This is a genomic window from Streptomyces sp. NPDC026500, assembly GCF_055567635.1.
In genome coordinates, this window is sequence record NZ_JBVHQB010000001.1 from 489,521 (window position 1) to 506,838 (window position 17,318).

Here is a 17,318-nt window from a genome sequence, read left to right on the forward strand (position 1 = left end):
GGGAACGCCTGCTCAGTCCTTCACCGCGCCCGCGGTCACGCCCGCGGCCACGTAGCGCTGTGCGAGGACGAGCAGGACGGTGGCGGGAACCGACGCGACGACGGCGGTGGCCATGATCGCGTTCCATTCCTGGTTGTTGTTGCCGATGTAGTGGTAGATGCCGAGGGTGATGGGGCGCATGTCGCCGCCGCCGTCGAGGGTGTTGGCGAAGACGAAGTCGGACCAGGCCCACAGGAAGCCGAAGAGCGAGACCGTGACGATCGCGTTCCGGCTCACCGGCAGGACGACGGAGCGGAAGATCCGCCAGGTGCCGGCGCCGTCGATCCGGGCCGCGGAGATGAGTTCGCCGGGAATGCCCGACATGAACGCGGCGAAGATCATGACGCCGAACGGCACGGCGATGGTGGAGTCCGCGATGATCAGGCCCCACCAGGAGTTGAGCAGCCCGAGGTCCAGGAAGAACCCGTAGAAGCCCATCGCCATGACGATGCCGGGGATCATCTGGGCGACCAGGAGTGCGAGGCCGAGCGGTCCGGCGCCGGGCGGCCGCAGCTTGGCGAGGGAGTAGCCGGCCGGGGCGGCGAGGACCAGGGTGAGGGCGACGGTGCCGAGACCGATGAGCAGGCTGGTGCCGAGATAGGGCAACTGGTCGTTCAGGACGGCTCGGTAGCCCTCGAAGGTGGGGTGCAGCGGGAACAGGTCGGGCGGGCTCTTGCGCATGTTCCGCTGCGGGGTGAGGGATACGTTCAGCATCCAGTACACCGGGAAGAGCATCAGCGCGATGAGGGCGGTGCCGATCACGGTGTGACGGCGCTTGCCCGTACGGGACTTCACGACTCCTGCCTCCTCTGGACGCGGACGTGCAGCAGCCCGAAGGCGAGGGCGATGACGATGAGGATGTTGCCGACGGCGGCGCCGGGGCCGAACTTGGGCAGCAGGGTGCCGAATCCGAGCTGGTAGGACCAGGTCGCCAGGGTGGACGAGGAGTCGCCGGGGCCGCCCTTCGTCATGATCCAGATCAGGTCGAAGACCTTGAGGGTGTAGACGAGGCCGAGCAGCAGCGTGATCGCCGAGACCGGGCGCAGCAGCGGGAAGGTGATGCGGCGGAACTGCTGCCAGGCGTTCGCCCCGTCCAGGGCGGCGGCCTCGTACAGCTCGGCCGGGATGTTCTGGAGGCCGCTGTAAAGGATGACCAGGTTGAAGGGGATGCCGATCCAGATGTTGGCGATGACGACCGACGTCAGCGCCCAGTGCGGTGAGGTGAGCCAGCCGACGGGGTCGACGCCGACCAGGTGCAGGGCGTAATTCACCACGCCGGACTCGCTGTTGAACATCCAGGACCAGGTCGACGCCGACACGATCAGCGGCAGCAGCCAGGGGATGAGGAACAGGGCCCGGAGGGTGGGGGCCAGCGGGAACCGGCGGTTGAAGAAGACGGCGAGCGCGAGGCCGGCGGCGTACTGGACGGCGATGGACGCGAAGGTGAAGACCATGGTGTGCCGCATCGCCGGGGCGAAGGACGGGTCGTTCAGTACCGTGCGGAAGTTGTCCCAGCCCGAGAACGGGGCGTCGCCCGCGACGAAGGATCTGACGGTGTAGTCGCGCAGGCTCAGGTCGAGGTTGCGGTAGAGCGGGTAGGCGTAGAAGGCGGCGAGGTACGCGGCCAGCGGGGCGAGGAAGGCGAGCGCCGTCAGCTGGCTCCGGCGGTGATGGGTGAGCATGCGGGCTCCTGGGCGCGGGAATTTCAGCCCCTCCGGCGTTTGAGGAGCGGGGTCTGGGGCGGAGCCCCAGGGACGGGAAGACAGGGGCGGCGCGGGCGAAGGACGGCTGGGCCCCGCCCGTCGACCGTCCCGCCCGTTGCCGCCCTGCCCAGGGCCTATCCCTTGGAGGCCGCGGTCTGCGCGTCCGCCAGGGCCGCGGCGGGGCTCTTGGCGCCGGAGAGTGCCGCCTGCACGGCGGTCCACATCGGCTGGGAGATGGTGGGGTATTTGGTGCCCAGGCCCCCGCTGGTACGGCCACGCGCCGCTGCGACCGCCTCCACCCACGGCTTGAGCTTCGGGTTCGCCTTGACCTGCTGGGCCTGGACGGCGGCGGTGGGTGCCACATAGGTCAGCGTCGTGTCGCTCGCGAGCAGGTTCTGGGCGCTGGTCAGACAGGCGACGATCTTCTTGCTGGTGTCGTAGCGGCCGGTGTCCTTCTGCACGGGAACGGTGACGAATTCGCCGCCGGTGGGAACCGGTGCCGAACCGCCGTTCTGCGCCGGGATGTTGACGATTCCGTACGGGAATCCGGCCTTCTCGGCGTTGGCGAGCTGCCAGGTGCCGTTCTCGCCGAAGGCGTAGTCCCCGGTGGCGAACTCCTGCCAGCTGGTGGTCTGGGTGTTGTTCAGTACGTCCTTGGGGGCGTAGCCCTCGTCGACCCACTGCTTCCACAGGGTGAGGGCCGCCACGCCCTTGGGGGAGTCGAGCTGGGTGAGGTCGCCGCCGGAGCCCCAGAACCACGGCAGGAACTGGAAGCTGCCCTCCTCGGTGTTGATCGCCGAGAAGGTGATGCCCTTCTTGCCCGCCGCCTTGATCTTCTTGAGGGCCGCGGTGAGGGACTGCCAGTCCTTGATGCCGGCCGGGTCGACGTGCGCGGCGGAGAGGACCTTCTTGTTGTAGTAGAGGGCGAGGGTGTTGGCGCCGATGGGGACGCCGTAGGCCGCGTTGTCGAGGGTGCCCGCGCCGATGATGTTCTTCTGGATCGCGGTCGTGTCGAGGCCGAGGTCGCTGGTCCTGGTGAGGATGCCCGCCTCCACGAGGGTGGAGACGACCGGGTTGTCGACCATCATCACGTCGGGCGCGTTGCCCTGCTGGGCGGCCAGCAGCGCCTTGTTGCCCAGGTCCGTGGTGTCGTACGCGGTGCGCTTGACCTTGACCCCGGCCTCGGTGCCGCACGCGGTGACGCGCTTGCCCCAGTCGGAGGAGGCGTCGAACTGCGGGTACGGGTCCCAGAAGGTGTACGTCGAGGAGGAGCCGGACGAGGAGGAGGAGCCGGAGCCGCCGCCGCACGCGGTGACGGTGGCGAGGGCACAGGCGGTGGCTATGGCTGCGGTCAGGGTGCGGCGGGTGCTTCTCACGGGGTGACCTCGTTGTCGGGAGAGGGACGTGCGGATTCAGGACGTGGGCAGCCAGACGCGCATGCCGCCGTCCTCGCGGTTGGCCCAGGCGTAGTAGGGGATCGCGGTGAGTTCGACGGGGTCGCCGGCCGGCGGGGCGTCGTGACCGGTGGCGGGGCGGTAGGGCCACCAGGAGCCGTCGGTGGCGAGGGTGCGGCGGTGTCCGGCGGCCAGCACGGTGGTGACGCCGCCGAGCAGGTCGGGGCGCTGTTTGACGGCGAGCGGGCGGGTGGTGTCGAGGACGATGTCGTCCAGGCCGCCGCCCGGGTGGTCCGCCTGTTCCAGGCAGTACACGAGCGGGCCGCGTTCGATCGCCGCGCAGCCGCGTACGGCGTCCACGCGCGGGTCGGCCGCGGTGAGCCGGGCGTCCAGGGCGAGTTCGAGGATCACCCGGTCGCCGGGGGCCCAGGTCCGCTCCAGGCGCAGCCAGCCGTCCTCGACGGGCGCGTCCGTGCCGTCGTACGTCCGGTCGCCGTCGTGCACCCGGAACGCGTCGCACCACTGCGGGACGCGGAGCGACAGGGTCCAGGGTGTCTCGGGCGTCTCCGTGACGGTCAGGGCGATCGTGCCGTGCCACGGGTAGTCGGTCTCGGCGCGTACGACGACGGGGGCGGCGGCCAGGTCCGCGCGGTACTCGCCGGTGACGTACTGGTGGATCTGGAGACCACCGGCGTCGGCGGACGCGAGGTAGTGCTCCAGGGAGGCCAGCAGCCGCATGACGTTGGGCGGGCAGCAGGCGCAGCGGAACCAGCGGGTGCGGCGGGCGGACTGGTCGCCGCCGGGGTCGGTGTGGCCGTCGCGGACCTGGAGCGGGTTCACGTACAGCCAGCGCTCGCCGTCCAGCGAGACTCCGGCCAGGAAGCCGTTGTACAGCGTGCGTTCGATCAGGTCGCCGTAGCGGGCCTCGCCGGTGAGCAGGGCCATGCGCCAGCTCCACTGGACGGAGGCGATGGCGGCGCAGGTCTCGCAGTAGGCGCGCTCGTTGGGGAGTTCGTACGGGTCGCCGAAGTCCTCCTCGTCGTGGTGGGCGCCGAGCCCGCCGGTGAGGTGGGTCTTCGTCGCCACCATGGCCTGCCACAGGCGCTCGGTGGCCGCGCGGAGTTCGGCGTCGGCGGTCTCGGCCGCCAGGTCCGCCGCCGCGGCCAGCAGATACAACTGCCGTACGGCGTGGCCCTCCACGGTGATCGCCTCGCGCAGCGGGACACGGTCCTGGCAGTAGGCCTCACCGCCGAGCAGGCCGTGGCCGTGCCGGTCGACGAAGTAGCCGGCCAGGTCGAGATAGCGGCGTTCGCCGGTCTCCCGGTAGAGCTCGACCAGGGCCGTCTCGATCTCGGGGTGGCCGTCGATGCCGTCGAGGGGCTTCCCGCTGCCGGGGGTGCCGAAGACCGAGTCGACGTGGTCGGCGAAACGGCGGGCCACGTCGAGGAGTTCGGGGCGTCCGGTGGTGCGGTGGTGGGCGACGGCCGCCTGGATGAGGTGGCCCGCGCAGTACAGCTCGTGACCCCAGCGCAGATCCTGGTAGCGCTCGCCGTTCCCGCGCACCTGGAACCAGGTGTTGAGATAGCCGTCGGGCTGCTGCGCGGCGGCGACCAGGGCGATGATCCGGTCCACGTCGGTGGCCAGGCCGCCGACGGGCTCCTCGGCCAGCTGCCAGGCGGCGGCCTCCAGCCACTTGTAGACGTCGGTGTCGAGGAACGGGTACGCGCCCTGGAACACACCCTCGGCCGTGCCCGCCGCCAGCCGCAGGTTGTGCAGGTTGCCCGCCGACTCCAGCAGGCCCGGTCCCTGGGGGATGGAGGTGCGCGCGTTGACCTCACGGCGGGTGTGCCAGAAACCGGCGCCGATCGTGACGGGCGCGGGGCGCAGCGCGCCGAGGGCACCGGGAGTGGGGTGGACGGGTCCCGTGCCGGGGAGGGCGGAGGAGCGTGTGCGGGGCATGGTTCTCCGGTTCTCGTCGGAACGCGTTCGACGGGTCGTGCATCGTTCGGGAACGGGTACGGCAGGGGGCTGGGGTACGGGTACGGCGGGGCTCGGCTACGGGTACTGGTACGGGTGCGGCGGCTGCTCGGGTACGGCGGTGCGGTCGGCTGCTGGGAACTCGTTTGAGCAACCGTTTTCCTGCCGGAAAGTAGAGGGGAGACGGCCGGAGGGGTCAAGGGGCGCGACGCAGATTTTTCTCCGCTGCTCCGGCTCTGGCCCGTACCCCTGGCCGCTGGCACGATGGGGTCGCTAATGTCGTCGGCGAGGGACAACGACGTCCCGGTCGACGCGAAGGAAAAGGATTGCCCGTGACTTCTGCTCCGCGCTCGTCCTCCGCCGGCCGGGCCAAGCTCGCCGATGTCGCCGCTCTCGCGGGGGTCAGTGTGGGTACGGCGTCGAAGGCGCTGAACGGCGGCGGGCGGATGCGGCCCGAGACCCGCCAGCGGGTTCTCGATGCCGTCGAGTCGCTCGGCTTCCGGCCCAACCAGCACGCGCAGAGCCTGCACACCGGCCGCAGCTGGACGGTCGGTCTGATGACGACGGACGGCATCGGCCGCTTCTCCACCCCCGTGCTGCTCGGCGCGGAGGACGCGCTCGGCGCCGGGAAGATCTCCGTGCTGCTGTGCGACACCCGGGGCGACTCGATCCGGGAGCAGCACCATCTGCGCAATCTGATGGACCGCAGGGTGGACGGCATCATCGTCACCGGCCGCCGCACGGACCCGCGCCCGCCGCTGACCGGCGTCGACCCGATCCCCATCGTCTACGCGCTCTCCCCGTCCAACGACCCGGCCGACACCTCCGTCGTCTCCGACGACCGGGGCGGCGCCCAGCTCGCCGTGGAACATCTGCTGGCCGCGGGCCGGACCCGGATCGCGCATGTCACCGGCCCGGAGCACCACGCGGCCGCCCGCGACCGCGCCCGGCACGCGGCCGAGCACCTGGGGCGCTCCTCGCTGCGACTGGCCACCGGGCGCGTGCACTTCGGCGAGTGGAGCGAGGCGTGGGGGCGCCGGGCCGCCGACGCGGTGCTGCGCACGGCCCCGGACACGGACGCCTTCTTCTGCGGCAACGACCAGATCGCGCGCGGGGTCGCCGACGCGCTGCGCGAGCGGGGCGTGGACGTCCCCGGTGACATCGCCGTGGTCGGCTACGACAACTGGGACACCATGGCGCTGGCCTGCCGCCCGCCGCTCACCACCATCGACATGGACCTCACCGAGATCGGCCGGATCGCCGCGCTGCGCCTCCTGGAAGCCATCGACGCCGACGACGCGGAGCCGGAGCCGGGGGGCGTCCACACGGTTCCGTGCCGGCTGGTGGTACGCGAGTCGAGCTGATCGCAGACTCCGGCCTTCCGGCTCCGGGTGCCCGCCTCCCGGCAGCCCCGACAGTCCCGGGCGTGCTCCGCGTGCTGCGGGGAATGGCCAGGCAGCTGGGGCCGAAGTCGTCCCGAGCGCGGTGTGACGGCGGGGTGAACGTGGTTCGAAACCCCGGTTCGTTGAGTCCCGGAGACCTCGAACTGACCGTTACTTGACCGGGAGATGGGCTTCTCCTGGTTCCGGAGTGGATAGGTGGGCGACCACGCTCTACGCGTGTAGTTCCGCACGGCTCGCACGGCACGTCCCCCTGCCCACGTCACCCCAGTCCCAGGAGTCCGTATGCCCGTCAATCCCCTGAACCGCCGGGAGTTCGTGAAGAAGTCGGCCGTCACCGGTGCGGCCGTGGCCGTCGGCGGCGTGGTCGCGGCGGCCCCCGCGCAGGCGGCGGACCGCAAGCCCCCGAAGCCGCCGCGCACCTGGTCGTTCTCGATTCTGGGCACCACCGACCTGCACAGCCACGTCTTCGACTGGGACTACTACACGGACGCGGCGTACAAGGACAGCAAGGGCAACTCGGTCGGCGTCGCGCGCGTCGCGACCCTCGTCAAGGAGCAGCGCGCCGCCAAGGGCGAGGACCACGTCCTGCTCGTCGACGCCGGCGACATCATCCAGGGCACCTCGCTGGCGTACTACTACGCACGGGTCGACCCCATCGTCGGCACCGACGGCAAGCGGGGTCCCAAGCACCCCATGGCCATCGCGATGAACGCCATGCGGTACGACGCCGCCGCGCTCGGCAACCACGAGTTCAACTACGGCATCGAGACGCTGCGCAGATTCGAGCAGCAGTGCCACTTCCCGCTGCTCGGCGCCAACGCGCTGGACGCGAAGACCCTGCGCCCGGCCTTCCAGCCGTACACCGTGAAGCGCATCCGTGTCCCCGGCGCCCCGGACATCAAGGTCGGCATCCTCGGTCTGACCAACCCCGGAATCGCCCTGTGGGACAAGGACAACGTCGCCGGGAAGATGGCGTTCACCGGGCTCGTCGAGCAGGCGAAGAAGTACGTCCCGCGGATGCGCGCGCTCGGCTGCGACGTCGTGTTCCTCACCGACCACTCGGGTCTGGACGGGAGTTCGTCGTACGGCAACGAACTCCCGTACGTGGAGAACGCCTCCAACCTCGTCGCCCAGCAGGTCCCCGGCATCGACGCGATCCTCGTGGGCCACACCCACACCGAGGTCTCGTCGTACACGGTCACCAACACCGAGACCGGCAAGGACGTCGTCCTCTCCGAGCCCTACTGCTACGGCATGCGGCTGACCGTCTTCGACTTCGAGCTCGAACTCGTCCGCGGCCAGTGGAAGGTCACCAGCACCAAGGCGCAGACCCTCAACAGCAACACCGTCGAGGAGGACGCCGAGATCACCCGGCTGATCAAGGCCGACCACGACCTCGTGGTGAAGTACGTCAACACGCCCGTCGGCACCTGCACCGCCGACCTCTCCGCGGCGGAGGCGTGCTGGAAGGACGTCCCCGTCATGGACTTCATCCACCAGGTGCAGATGGCGGCCGTCGCCACCGGTCTGTCGACGGCCGACGCGGCCCTGCCGCTGATCTCCGTCGCCGCGCCCTTCAGCCGCACCGCCGACATCCCCCAGGGCGACGTCACGATCCGCGACGTCGCGGGGCTCTACATCTACGACAACACCCTGTACGGCAAGAAGCTGACGGGTGCCCAGCTCAAGGACTACCTGGAGTACGCGGCGAAGTACTACCACCAGGTCCCGTCCGGTACGGCGGTGGACACCGCCACCCTCACCAACGCCAACAGCTTCTGGGACTACATGTACGACACGGCGGCGGGCGTCTCCTACGAGATCGACATCGCGCAGCCGGAGGGGTCGAGGATCAAGAACCTCTCCTACAACGGCACCGCGGTCGCCGCCGACCAGCTCTTCGTCGTCGCGGTCAACAACTACCGGGCCAACGGCGGCAGCGGCTACCCGCACATCGCGGCCGCCGACATCGCCTACAGCTCCACCAACGAGATCCGCCAGCTGATGATCGACTACGTGACGGCCAAGGGCACGCTGAACCCGGCGGACTTCGCGGTCGCCAACTGGAAGTTGACGCAGGACGGTACGCCCGTCTTCTGATCCGGCGCGCCCGGCGCAGCCGCTCCGCAGGGAACGCGGCCCCGGCGCGCCCGCCGCACCCGCCCCACGAGGAACCCGGCCCAGGCCTCACCGCAGAGGGTGAGGGCTGGGCCGCCCGCGTCCGACCCGTTCCCTGCCCGCGCCCGGACCCGGCCGCCGAGTTGGCGCCACCGGCCCGGCGCGGACGCCTTCTCGTGCGCACACCGCGGCCGCGCTCGGCGCTGCAGGTGCTGGAGTGGGCACGCGGATGACAAGGGGCATAGCCTGAAAGTGCACGTTTGGGTGCCTATGCGTGCGTCGACCGATGGAGAGGGTGAGTGCGATGCGCGTGATGCTCAGGGCGACCATGGACACGGAAAAGGCCAACGAGCTCATCCGTGACGGGAAGTTGCACCAGTTGATGCAGGAAACGATGGAGAAGCTCAAGCCGGAGGCGGCCTACTTCACCACCAACGACGGCAACCGCGCCTGCTACCTGGTCTTCGACCTGGAGGACAGCAGCCAAATCCCGGTGATCGCCGAGCCGTTCTTCATGAGACTCGGCGCCCGCGTCGAGTTCTCCCCCGTCATGAATGCCGACGATCTCAAGAAGGGCCTGTCCCAGCTCGGCTGACGGCCGGCTGCGGGAACAGGCGCATTCGGGCCGGGCTCGGAGGCGTATCCGGGCAGGGGTGCGCGGACGTATCCGGCCGGACGTGCGCGGGCTTGTCCCGACGGGCCGGTGTCGTGTCCGCCGGTGCGGGGCCGTGTACGGCCGGGGCCCCGCACCGTGAGATCCGGATCAGCTGAAGATGATCATTGAGCCCTGGGCGAGACTCCGGGTCGCCGCGGCGTGCAGGCCCAGCCAGACATGACGCTCGCGGGCGAAGGGGCTGGAGTCGTACGGGGCCGGAGCGGCGGGCTCCTCCAGCTCCGTGGGGGCGCTCGGGGGCTGCGGTGGTGTCGGGGGGTTGGCCGGGTCGATGCCGATCGAGGGGGCCACGAACTCGAGTTCGCGCAGGAGGGCGTGGGAGGAGCCCAGGGGCCCACCGCCCGCGAGGAGTTCGTCGTTGGCCAGCGGGTGCGGGAACTTGACCGGCACGTACGCGCCCGCGTGGTCGTAGTGCCAGACCAGATGCGACTGCTGGGCGTTCGTCTCGAACATCTCCAGCAACTGCTCGTAGTCACCGCCCAGTTCGTCGACCGGCGCCACCGCGAGCCCGCACATCTGGAGCAGGTAGGCGCGGCGCAGGAAGTGCAGCGCGTCGTAGTCGAAGCCGGCGACCGGGGCCACGTCACCCGACAGGCCGGGCATGTACGCGTACACCGGCACCGGGGGGAGTCCGGCCTCGGCGAGCACCTTGTCGTAGAGCGCGAGTTCCTCGGCGAAGGGGTTGTCGGGGGTGTGGCACAGCACGTCGACGAGCGGGACCAACCACAGGTCACAGGCCAACAGACGGCTCCTCTTGCTCCTTGGGGTGCAGGGTGGTCAGGGCAGCGTAGTGCGCGTGGCGGTGTTGTGAAGAGGCCGGTACGCAAGTAGGCCACCGGGTTGGCCGGGGTCGGTCCGCCGCCCGGGGGCCGGGCCCCCATCCCCCCGATCGCCCGGAGGGTGTGTCCTCAAACACGGGACCGGGGCGAACCGGGTCCCGGTCCGCGTCTCAGGGGGCGTCGAGGCGCTCGATGAGGGCGAGCGCGTGCTCGTTGTACGCCGCCACGATCGCCCGCGCCGTGTCGGCGTCGCGGCGCGCGAGCGCGTCCACCAGTTCCGTGTGGCCGGACCACAGCTGGCCTCTGAGGTCGGCGACCCGGCGCAGGTGCTGGACCGTGCAGACCCAGGACTGGACCCGCAGCCGGTGCAGGAAGTCGCCGAGGTAGGTGTTGCCGAAGAGGCTGCTGAGCTCGCGCCAGAAGCGTAGGTCGTAGCCGATGAGGATGTTCAGGTCGCCGGCGGAGGCCGCGCGCTGGGCCTCCTCGCCACGGCGCCGGACGGCCGCGAGGGCGGCGAGCGCGCGGGGGTCGTCGGCCTGCCGCATGCCCTCGGCCACGAGGGTCTGGAACATGCCCTCCGTGATCAGGCTGCGCGCCTCGACCATGCCGCGGTAGTCGGCGGCGGAGTACTCGTGCACCCGGAAGCCGCGGTGCTGGTCCGCGTCCAGGAGCCCCTGGGCCGACAGGTCGACCAAGGCCTCGCGGACGGGGGTGGCGGAGACGCCGTACTGCTCGGCGATCTCCTTCACCGTGAACTCCTGGCCCGGCCGGAGGCGACCCCCGAGCACCTCGTCACGGAGCGCGTCCGCGATCTGCTGCCGCAGGGTGCTGCGGGTTACGGCGCCCGTGCCGCCGGTGCCGGCCATGGTGGTCGTCTCACTCCCCATCGCGTGGGTGGGTGCGCGTGTCTACTCGCGTATCCCTTCGAGCAGGCCACCATACGCCGTGGGGGTCGGCGGGCGGATTCCACGGCACCCCCGAAGGGCCCGGACAACCGCGCGACCGACCCCCACAAGGGCGGGAACCCCCTAGGGCCTCACACTGTGTGCTCGTCCGCCACCGACAGTGCCTCGTCCAGGGCCGCCAGCCCCTCCTTGGCCTCGGCCTCGGTGATGTTGCACGGCGGTACGACGTGGGTGCGGTTCATGTTGATGAAGGGCCACAGACCGCGGGCCTTGGCCGCGGCACCGAACGCGGCCATCGGCGCGTTCGCCTCGCCCGCCGCGTTGTACGGGACCAGCGGTTCCCGGGTCTCCCGGTCCTTCACCAGCTCCAGCGCCCAGAAGACGCCCGTGCCGCGCACCTCGCCGACACTCGGGTGCCGCTCGGCCAGCTCGCGCAGCCCCGGCCCGAGGACCGTCTCGCCGATGGCCGCGGCCTGGTCGACGATCCCCTCCTCCTCCATGACGTTGATCGTCGCGACGGCGGCGGCGCAGGCCAGCGGGTGCCCGGAGTAGGTGAGCCCGCCCGGGTAGGGCCGCCTGGCGAAGGTCTCGGCGATGGCGGCGGAGATCGCCACGCCGCCCAGTGGCACATAGCCGGAGTTCACGCCCTTGGCGAAGGTCATCAGGTCCGGCGTCACCTCGTAGTGGTCGGCGGCGAACCACTTGCCGGTCCGGCCGAACCCGGCCATGACCTCGTCCAGGATGAAGACGATCCCGTACCGGTCGCAGATCTCCCGCACCCCGGCGAGGTAGCCGGCCGGCGGCGTCATGATGCCCGCGGTGCCCGGGATCGTCTCCAGGATGAGGGCCGCTATGGTCGCGGGCCCCTCGAAGGCGATCGTGTCCTCCAGGTGCTGGAGCGCGCGCTCGCACTCCTGCCGCTCGCTGTCGGAGTGGAACGGGCTGCGGTACAGGAACGGCGCCCAGAAGTGGACGACACCGGCGGCGCCGATGTCGTTCGGCCAGCGCCGCGGGTCGCCGGTGAGGTTGATCGCGGTGGAGGTGGCGCCGTGGTACGAGCGGTAGGCGGAGAGCACCTTCGGACGGCCGGTGTGCAGCCGGGCCATCCGCGTGGCGTTCTCGACGGCTTCCGCGCCGCCGTTGGTGAAGAAGATCTTGTCCAGGTCGCCCGGGGTCCGCTCGGCGATCAGCCGGGCCGCCTCCGAACGCGCCTCGACGGCGAAGGCGGGCGCGAACGTGGACAGGGTCGCGGCCTGTTCCTGGATCGCGGCGACGACCTTCGGGTGCTGGTACCCGATGTTGGTGAAGACGAGCCCGCTGGTGAAGTCCAGATACCGCTTGCCTTCGTAGTCCCAGAAGTACGACCCCTCCGCGCCGGCGACGGCTAGCGGGTCGATGAGCTCCTGCGCGGACCAGGAGTGGAACACGTGCGCGCGGTCCGCGGCCTTCACGGCGGCGCCGGCCTGGGGGTTGGGCTGAGGGGTCATGCGGCGAAGCGTAAATGTCCACGGACCGGGCGCGATATCGGCGTCCTGTCTGTGGTCGGGGGCTTTCCGCGACAGTCTGTCGGGCTTGGCCGAGGGAGGGGCCCGCGTTCCGGAGCGTCCGGCGGCCCATTCCGGCGATCCCCTGGCGGCGGCCGTCAAGGCGACGGCGGGACCTGTTACCAAAACGGGATCAGTCGTGACGGAACCGTAGACACCGCCCCGCCCACCTCCCCGTATGGCGCACTATCCTCGGTCTGTTGCACACATATGGGGGAGGGTGGGCGCTGGCATGGAGAACTTGGGGGCAGGGGATCCGCAGCAGATCGGGGCGTACCGACTGCTGGCGCGGCTCGGTGCCGGAGGGATGGGCCACGTCTATCTCGCGCGGTCCGACCGGGGACGTACCGTCGCCGTCAAACTCGTCCGGCCTGAACTCGCCGAGCAGGAGGAGTTCCGGGCACGCTTCCGCCAGGAGGTGCAGGCGGCGCGCCGGGTCGGCGGGCTGTGGACCGCCCCCGTGCTGGACGCGGACACCGAGGCCGCGATCCCCTGGGTGGCCACCGGCTATGTCGCGGGGCCCTCGCTCCAGGCCGTCGTCGGGCGCGACCACGGCGCGCTGCCCGAGCGTTCCGTGCGCATCCTCGCCGCGGGCCTCGCGCACGCGCTGAAGGACATCCACGCCGCGGGCCTCATCCACCGCGACCTCAAGCCCTCGAACGTCCTCGTCACCATCGACGGCCCCCGCGTCATCGACTTCGGCATCGCGCGTGCCCTGGAGACGGTGACCGACGGCGGCCTGACCCACACCGGGGCACTCGTCGGCTCGCCCGGGTTCATGGCCCCCGAGCAGGTGCGCGGCGACCGTGTCACGCCCGCGTGCGACATCTTCTGCCTCGGCTCCGTCCTGTCGTACGCGGCCACCGGCACGCTTCCGTTCGGGGCGGCCAACAGCGGTGTGCACGCCATGATGTTCCGTATCGCGCAGGAGGACCCCGACCTGACGGGTGTGCCCGAGGGCCTCGCCGACCTCGTGAAGGACTGTCTGCGCAAGGACCCCGGCGCCCGGCCCGGTCTCGACGAGATCCTGGAGCGCACGGGCGCGGAGGACACCGTCTCGGAAGGGCGCACCCTCGACCCCTGGCTGCCCGGCTCGCTGGTGGCCCAGCTCGGGCGCCACGCGGTGCAGTTGCTCGACAGGGAGAACCCCGACGACGGACAGGCGCAGCCGTCCGGTGCTCCGGCGCTCGGTGCCGTTCCCGCCAGGCCGGCTCTGCCGCCGGCACCCGCGGCGCCGGTCCCCGCCCCGGACCTCTCCAAGCCGCCGGCCGGCTCGCCCGCCTCCTCGGCCTCCGCCGCGTCCTCGACGCCCTCGGCCTCCTCCTCGGCGCCCGCAGCGTCGGCCGAGGCCTCCCCGGAGCACGCGCCCTCACCCGCCGAGGAGGGCTCCACCCCGCCTCCCCCCGGGCAGCCCGGCCCCGTGAACCATCTCCCCACCGTCATCGGGGGCTCGGGCGCGACGCCTCCTCCGGTGGCGCCGGCCGGTCCGCACCCCGCCTACGGCTACCCGCAGCAGCACCCGCAGCCCGCCGGCCAGGGCCCGGCCCACCCCGCGTACGGCTATCCGCAGGCCGGCTGGGGATCGCCCCAGCCGCCGTACGGCTCGACGCCTCCCTATGGTCCGGGCGTCGCCGCGGGCCCGTACGGACCCGGCGGCGCGACCCCGCCGCCCTACGGCCCGACCCCTCCGTACGGCCCCATGGCCGCCCCGCCCGGCTTCGAGCCGCCGCGCAGGAGCGGCCGGTCCACCGCCCTCCTCGTCGTCGTGGCCCTGGTCGTCGCACTCGGCGCGGGCGGCAGCGTGTACGCGCTGCTCAAGGGCAACGCGGGCGGGGGCGGCCAGGACGACCCCAAGGCGTCCACCCCGGCCTCCGGCGGGACGACACCGGGGCAGAGCGCGTCGCAGACGCCGACCACCGACTCCGGGTCGCCCAGCGACGGGGCGACGCAGGGCGGCACCGTCCCGGAGGCGTTCCTCGGCACCTGGGACGCGGCCATCGACAACGCCACCGGCCACCACACGCGGCGGATGACCATCCAGCAGGGCGGGGTCGGCGACACGGTGCTGACGGTCACCGCGGACGGCAGTAGTTACCACTGTGTCTTCCAGGCCGCCCTCGCCGCCGCTCCGGGGCCCGGGGGGCCGCTGGAGATCGGCCCCTCCCAGGTCACCGTCGGTGAACCGCCGTCCTGCAAGCCGGGTGACGCCTCCGAGGTCACCCTCCTGCCGGACGGCCGGCTGCGGCGGGCGAAGACCGGCTCGGCAGCCGAGGCCGAGCTGACCTACACGAAGAGCGGCTGAGCCCTTGGCCCACCCCGCGGGCGGCGGCCCGCGGGGCCCCCGGAAAAGCGCCGACTGCCGTGCTGTCCGAGGCTGTTGAAGTTCACTTCCCGTATGTGGGTTGTTTCCGGCCGGAGCCGTACGGTGACCGCACCGCAGTGCTCGGGCGCGCACGACTGCCAGGGCGCCACGATCAACGTGGACGCCCACGGCAGCACGGCCGGCGTGCGCGAACTCGACACGGCGGGGAAGGGGTCGCAGAAAGGGTCCCCGGCCCTCGTCGCCCTCTCCGATGGCCCCAAGCCGGGCGACTTCCCGCAGCTGCGGGAGAACCGGATCGCGGTGTCGGTCTTCACGCTGGTCGTCAACGACTCCGTCCCGGTCAGGGACCTGTCGCTGACCGACGTACGACGGCTGTACCGCGGCGAGATCAAGAACTGGAAGCAGCTCGGCGGACCCGACAGGCCCGTCCTCCTCGTCAGCCGGGACGCCAACTCCGGTACCCGGCAGGTGTTCCAGCGCCGGGTGCTCGGGCGCGGCGAGATCGCCAACTCCTCGCTGGACTGCGTCCACCAGGACGACGCGACGGCACCGCTCGTGCGCTGCGAACTCGACTCCACCGAGCAGGTGCTGAACACGGTCGCGAGGCTCCCCGGCGCGATCGGCTACAGCGAACTCAATGACGCCACCGGGCACAAGGGCCTGCACCGGATCAGCCTGGACGGTCACGGCGCCTCGGTCGAGGACCTGGAGCACGGAACCTCGGACTACCCGTACCGCGAGATCGAGTACGCCTACACCTACGGACAGCCGCCCGCCGACTCCCTCGCCTCCAGCTTCCTCTCCTATATCAGCCGGGGCAGCGGCCAGGACGTCGTGCGCACCCACGGCCATCTCCCGTGCGGGACGCCGGTCGGGCTGAGGATCTGTGGAGCCGGGTGACGCTGCGGCAGCCAGGCAGCCAGGCAGGGCAGCCGGCCGGCCCGGCACACGCGTCCCGTGGAACTGCTGACGGGGCTTTCGTGCGGGACCGCTACCGGGGCTCGGGCGGGCGCTGGCGGGGCATATTCGGGCGGGTTCCCGGTGGCAGGGGGGCGCGCCCGTTCAGGGGCGAGCCGTCGGGCCGGGGCGCTCCCGCCGAGGACGACTGGATCCCCAGCGGCGCCGGCCCCGTACGGAACTCCACCATCCAGTCGGCCGTCTCGGTGCGCACCAGCTCCGTGACGTCCTCCGAGAACCGGCGCAGCACCCCGATGCACCGGTCGGCCGCCTCGCTGGCCGTCCCGTCCGCGGGCCCGAGGACCTCCCGCACGCTCTCGGACGCCCAGTCGAACTGAAGGGCCTGAAGCCGTCGCTGCACGGCCTGTGCGGTGGCCACATCCCTTATCCATCCGGAGGTCACTCCGAAGAACCGGTCGACTGCGACGCAGGAGACCGCGAGCAGCAGTGCCAGATATCCCCAGGGAGCCGCCCCCCGCACGGACCCGGTGAGGTCGAGCAGCGGCAGCGCGGCCCCGGCGACGGCTCCCAGCGAGGCCCCGCACCGCAGCAGCCGCGCCCCCCAGCGCTTCCAGACGCGGTCGGAGAGGTACCAGGCGGCCGTGTCGAGCGCCCCTTGTTCCACCCACTGGTAGAGCTCATGGAGTCGCTCGGCGGGCTCCCCCCAGTCGCCGAGCGGAAACGGCCGACCGGTCAGGTCGCCCGGCCGCAGCCCCGCCGCGCCCTCGCTCCGCCCGTCCTGGGGCGGCCCCTCCGGCTGCATCTCCGGCTGACTCACCCGGCACTCCCTAGTTGACGACGGTGATGGACGGTGATGACGGACGACGGTGACGACGGTGGCGCATATGACACTGCGTGATGTCGTGTGACGCGTGGTGCAAATGCGCCGCCCCCTTCCTACCGCCCAATGGGTGGCGATGGACCGGGTTTACCGGCTTTTCCGCCTGGAAGAGGGTCTTGATCAGGTATAGGCGCTGTGACGGTGTCACTCGAAAGAGTGCTTGGGCGACGGGCCCGTCGACCACGTAGGCTCGTGCTGGACAGGAAAAACGGTCCAGACAGCCGTACTCGAAACCAGGAGCTGATCGTGATTCCCGGTGGTGGCCAGCCCAATATGCAGCAGTTGTTGCAGCAGGCCCAGAAGATGCAGCAGGACCTGGCGAACGCGCAGGAGGAGCTGGCGCGGACCGAGGTCGGGGGCCAGTCGGGCGGCGGCCTGGTGAAGGCGACCGTGACGGGTTCCGGAGAGCTCCGCGCCCTGGTGATCGACCCGAAGGCGGTCGACCCCGAGGACACCGAGACGCTCGCCGACCTGATCGTCGCGGCCGTCCAGGCGGCGAACGAGAACGCGCAGGCGCTCCAGCAGCAGACGCTCGGCCCGCTCACCCAGGGGCTCGGCGGCGGCAGCGGCATTCCCGGTCTGCCTTTCTAAGACCGGTGGCGGCCAACTACCGTACGCACCAGGAAGAAACGTAAGACGGACCCAGGCGGTAACAGGACACT

13 protein-coding genes and 1 pseudogene are annotated in these 17,318 nt (G+C 71.2%); 6 read left to right on the forward strand and 8 right to left on the reverse strand.

Annotation, left to right across the window (positions count from 1 at the left end; translation table 11 throughout):
* Positions 1–12: 12 nt before the first annotated feature.
* The 4 genes from ACZ4N5_RS02225 to ACZ4N5_RS02240 form a co-directional block, all read right to left on the reverse strand.
* Positions 13–834 carry a carbohydrate ABC transporter permease gene (locus ACZ4N5_RS02225; RefSeq protein WP_467755231.1) on the reverse strand — a complete coding sequence of 274 codons (822 nt, stop codon included), beginning with the start codon at positions 832–834 and terminating at the stop codon, positions 13–15.
* Positions 831–1,721, reverse strand: a complete 891-nt coding sequence (locus ACZ4N5_RS02230; protein ID WP_467755232.1) for a carbohydrate ABC transporter permease — start codon at positions 1,719–1,721, stop codon at positions 831–833. The genes ACZ4N5_RS02225 and ACZ4N5_RS02230 overlap by 4 nt, the downstream gene beginning before the upstream one ends.
* Before the next feature lie 155 nt (positions 1,722–1,876).
* Positions 1,877–3,118, reverse strand: a complete 1,242-nt coding sequence (locus tag ACZ4N5_RS02235; RefSeq protein WP_467755233.1) for a sugar ABC transporter substrate-binding protein — start codon at positions 3,116–3,118, stop codon at positions 1,877–1,879.
* 36 nt (positions 3,119–3,154) lie between these two features.
* The gene (locus ACZ4N5_RS02240; RefSeq protein ID WP_467755234.1) at positions 3,155–5,095 is read right to left on the reverse strand and encodes a glycoside hydrolase family 127 protein; all 1,941 of its coding nucleotides are present in this window, start codon (positions 5,093–5,095) and stop codon (positions 3,155–3,157) included.
* Positions 5,096–5,445: 350 nt separating this feature from the next.
* Between ACZ4N5_RS02240 and ACZ4N5_RS02245 the strand changes: the two genes are divergently transcribed.
* From ACZ4N5_RS02245 to ACZ4N5_RS02255, 3 genes are all read left to right on the forward strand, one after another.
* The gene (locus ACZ4N5_RS02245) at positions 5,446–6,477 is read left to right on the forward strand and encodes a LacI family DNA-binding transcriptional regulator (RefSeq protein WP_467755235.1); all 1,032 of its coding nucleotides are present in this window, start codon (positions 5,446–5,448) and stop codon (positions 6,475–6,477) included.
* Positions 6,478–6,798: 321 nt separating this feature from the next.
* Positions 6,799–8,616, forward strand: a complete 1,818-nt coding sequence (locus tag ACZ4N5_RS02250; protein WP_467755236.1) for a bifunctional metallophosphatase/5'-nucleotidase — start codon at positions 6,799–6,801, stop codon at positions 8,614–8,616.
* Between the two features lie 322 nt (positions 8,617–8,938).
* Complete coding sequence (locus tag ACZ4N5_RS02255; RefSeq protein WP_467755237.1) at positions 8,939–9,229, forward strand: DUF3303 family protein; 291 nt, start codon at positions 8,939–8,941, stop codon at positions 9,227–9,229.
* A 168-nt stretch (positions 9,230–9,397) separates the two neighbouring features.
* Here ACZ4N5_RS02255 and ACZ4N5_RS02260 read toward each other — a convergent pair whose 3' ends face one another.
* The 3 genes from ACZ4N5_RS02260 to ACZ4N5_RS02270 all read right to left on the reverse strand — a co-directional run bounded on the left by ACZ4N5_RS02260 (position 9,398) and on the right by ACZ4N5_RS02270 (position 12,478).
* Positions 9,398–10,048 (reverse strand): hypothetical protein, encoded by a 651-nt coding sequence (locus ACZ4N5_RS02260; RefSeq protein ID WP_467755238.1) that lies wholly within the window; start codon positions 10,046–10,048, stop codon positions 9,398–9,400.
* A 208-nt stretch (positions 10,049–10,256) separates the two neighbouring features.
* On the reverse strand, positions 10,257–10,952 hold the full coding sequence (locus ACZ4N5_RS02265) for a GntR family transcriptional regulator (RefSeq protein WP_467755392.1): 696 nt from the start codon (positions 10,950–10,952) through the stop codon (positions 10,257–10,259).
* Between the two features lie 170 nt (positions 10,953–11,122).
* Positions 11,123–12,478 (reverse strand): aminotransferase class III-fold pyridoxal phosphate-dependent enzyme, encoded by a 1,356-nt coding sequence (locus ACZ4N5_RS02270; protein WP_467755239.1) that lies wholly within the window; start codon positions 12,476–12,478, stop codon positions 11,123–11,125.
* 289 nt (positions 12,479–12,767) lie between these two features.
* Here ACZ4N5_RS02270 and ACZ4N5_RS02275 point away from each other — a divergent pair, with 289 nt between their 5' ends.
* Together ACZ4N5_RS02275 and ACZ4N5_RS02280 are read left to right on the forward strand one after the other, a co-directional pair.
* Positions 12,768–14,837: a serine/threonine-protein kinase gene (locus ACZ4N5_RS02275; RefSeq protein WP_467755240.1), complete on the forward strand. Its 2,070-nt coding sequence runs from the start codon at positions 12,768–12,770 to the stop codon at positions 14,835–14,837.
* 153 nt (positions 14,838–14,990) lie between these two features.
* Positions 14,991–15,758 (forward strand): annotated as a pseudogene (locus tag ACZ4N5_RS02280) (substrate-binding domain-containing protein); the annotation flags it as partial.
* Positions 15,759–15,849: 91 nt separating this feature from the next.
* On the opposite strand, the gene ACZ4N5_RS02285 reads toward ACZ4N5_RS02280, so the two are convergent.
* Entirely contained in the window at positions 15,850–16,593 is a 744-nt protein-coding gene (locus tag ACZ4N5_RS02285; RefSeq protein ID WP_467755241.1) for an SLATT domain-containing protein, read from the reverse strand.
* 309 nt (positions 16,594–16,902) lie between these two features.
* On the opposite strand from ACZ4N5_RS02285, the gene ACZ4N5_RS02290 reads away from it, so the two are divergent.
* Positions 16,903–17,247, forward strand: a complete 345-nt coding sequence (locus tag ACZ4N5_RS02290) for a YbaB/EbfC family nucleoid-associated protein (protein ID WP_467755242.1) — start codon at positions 16,903–16,905, stop codon at positions 17,245–17,247.
* The last annotated feature ends 71 nt before the right edge of the window (positions 17,248–17,318 follow it).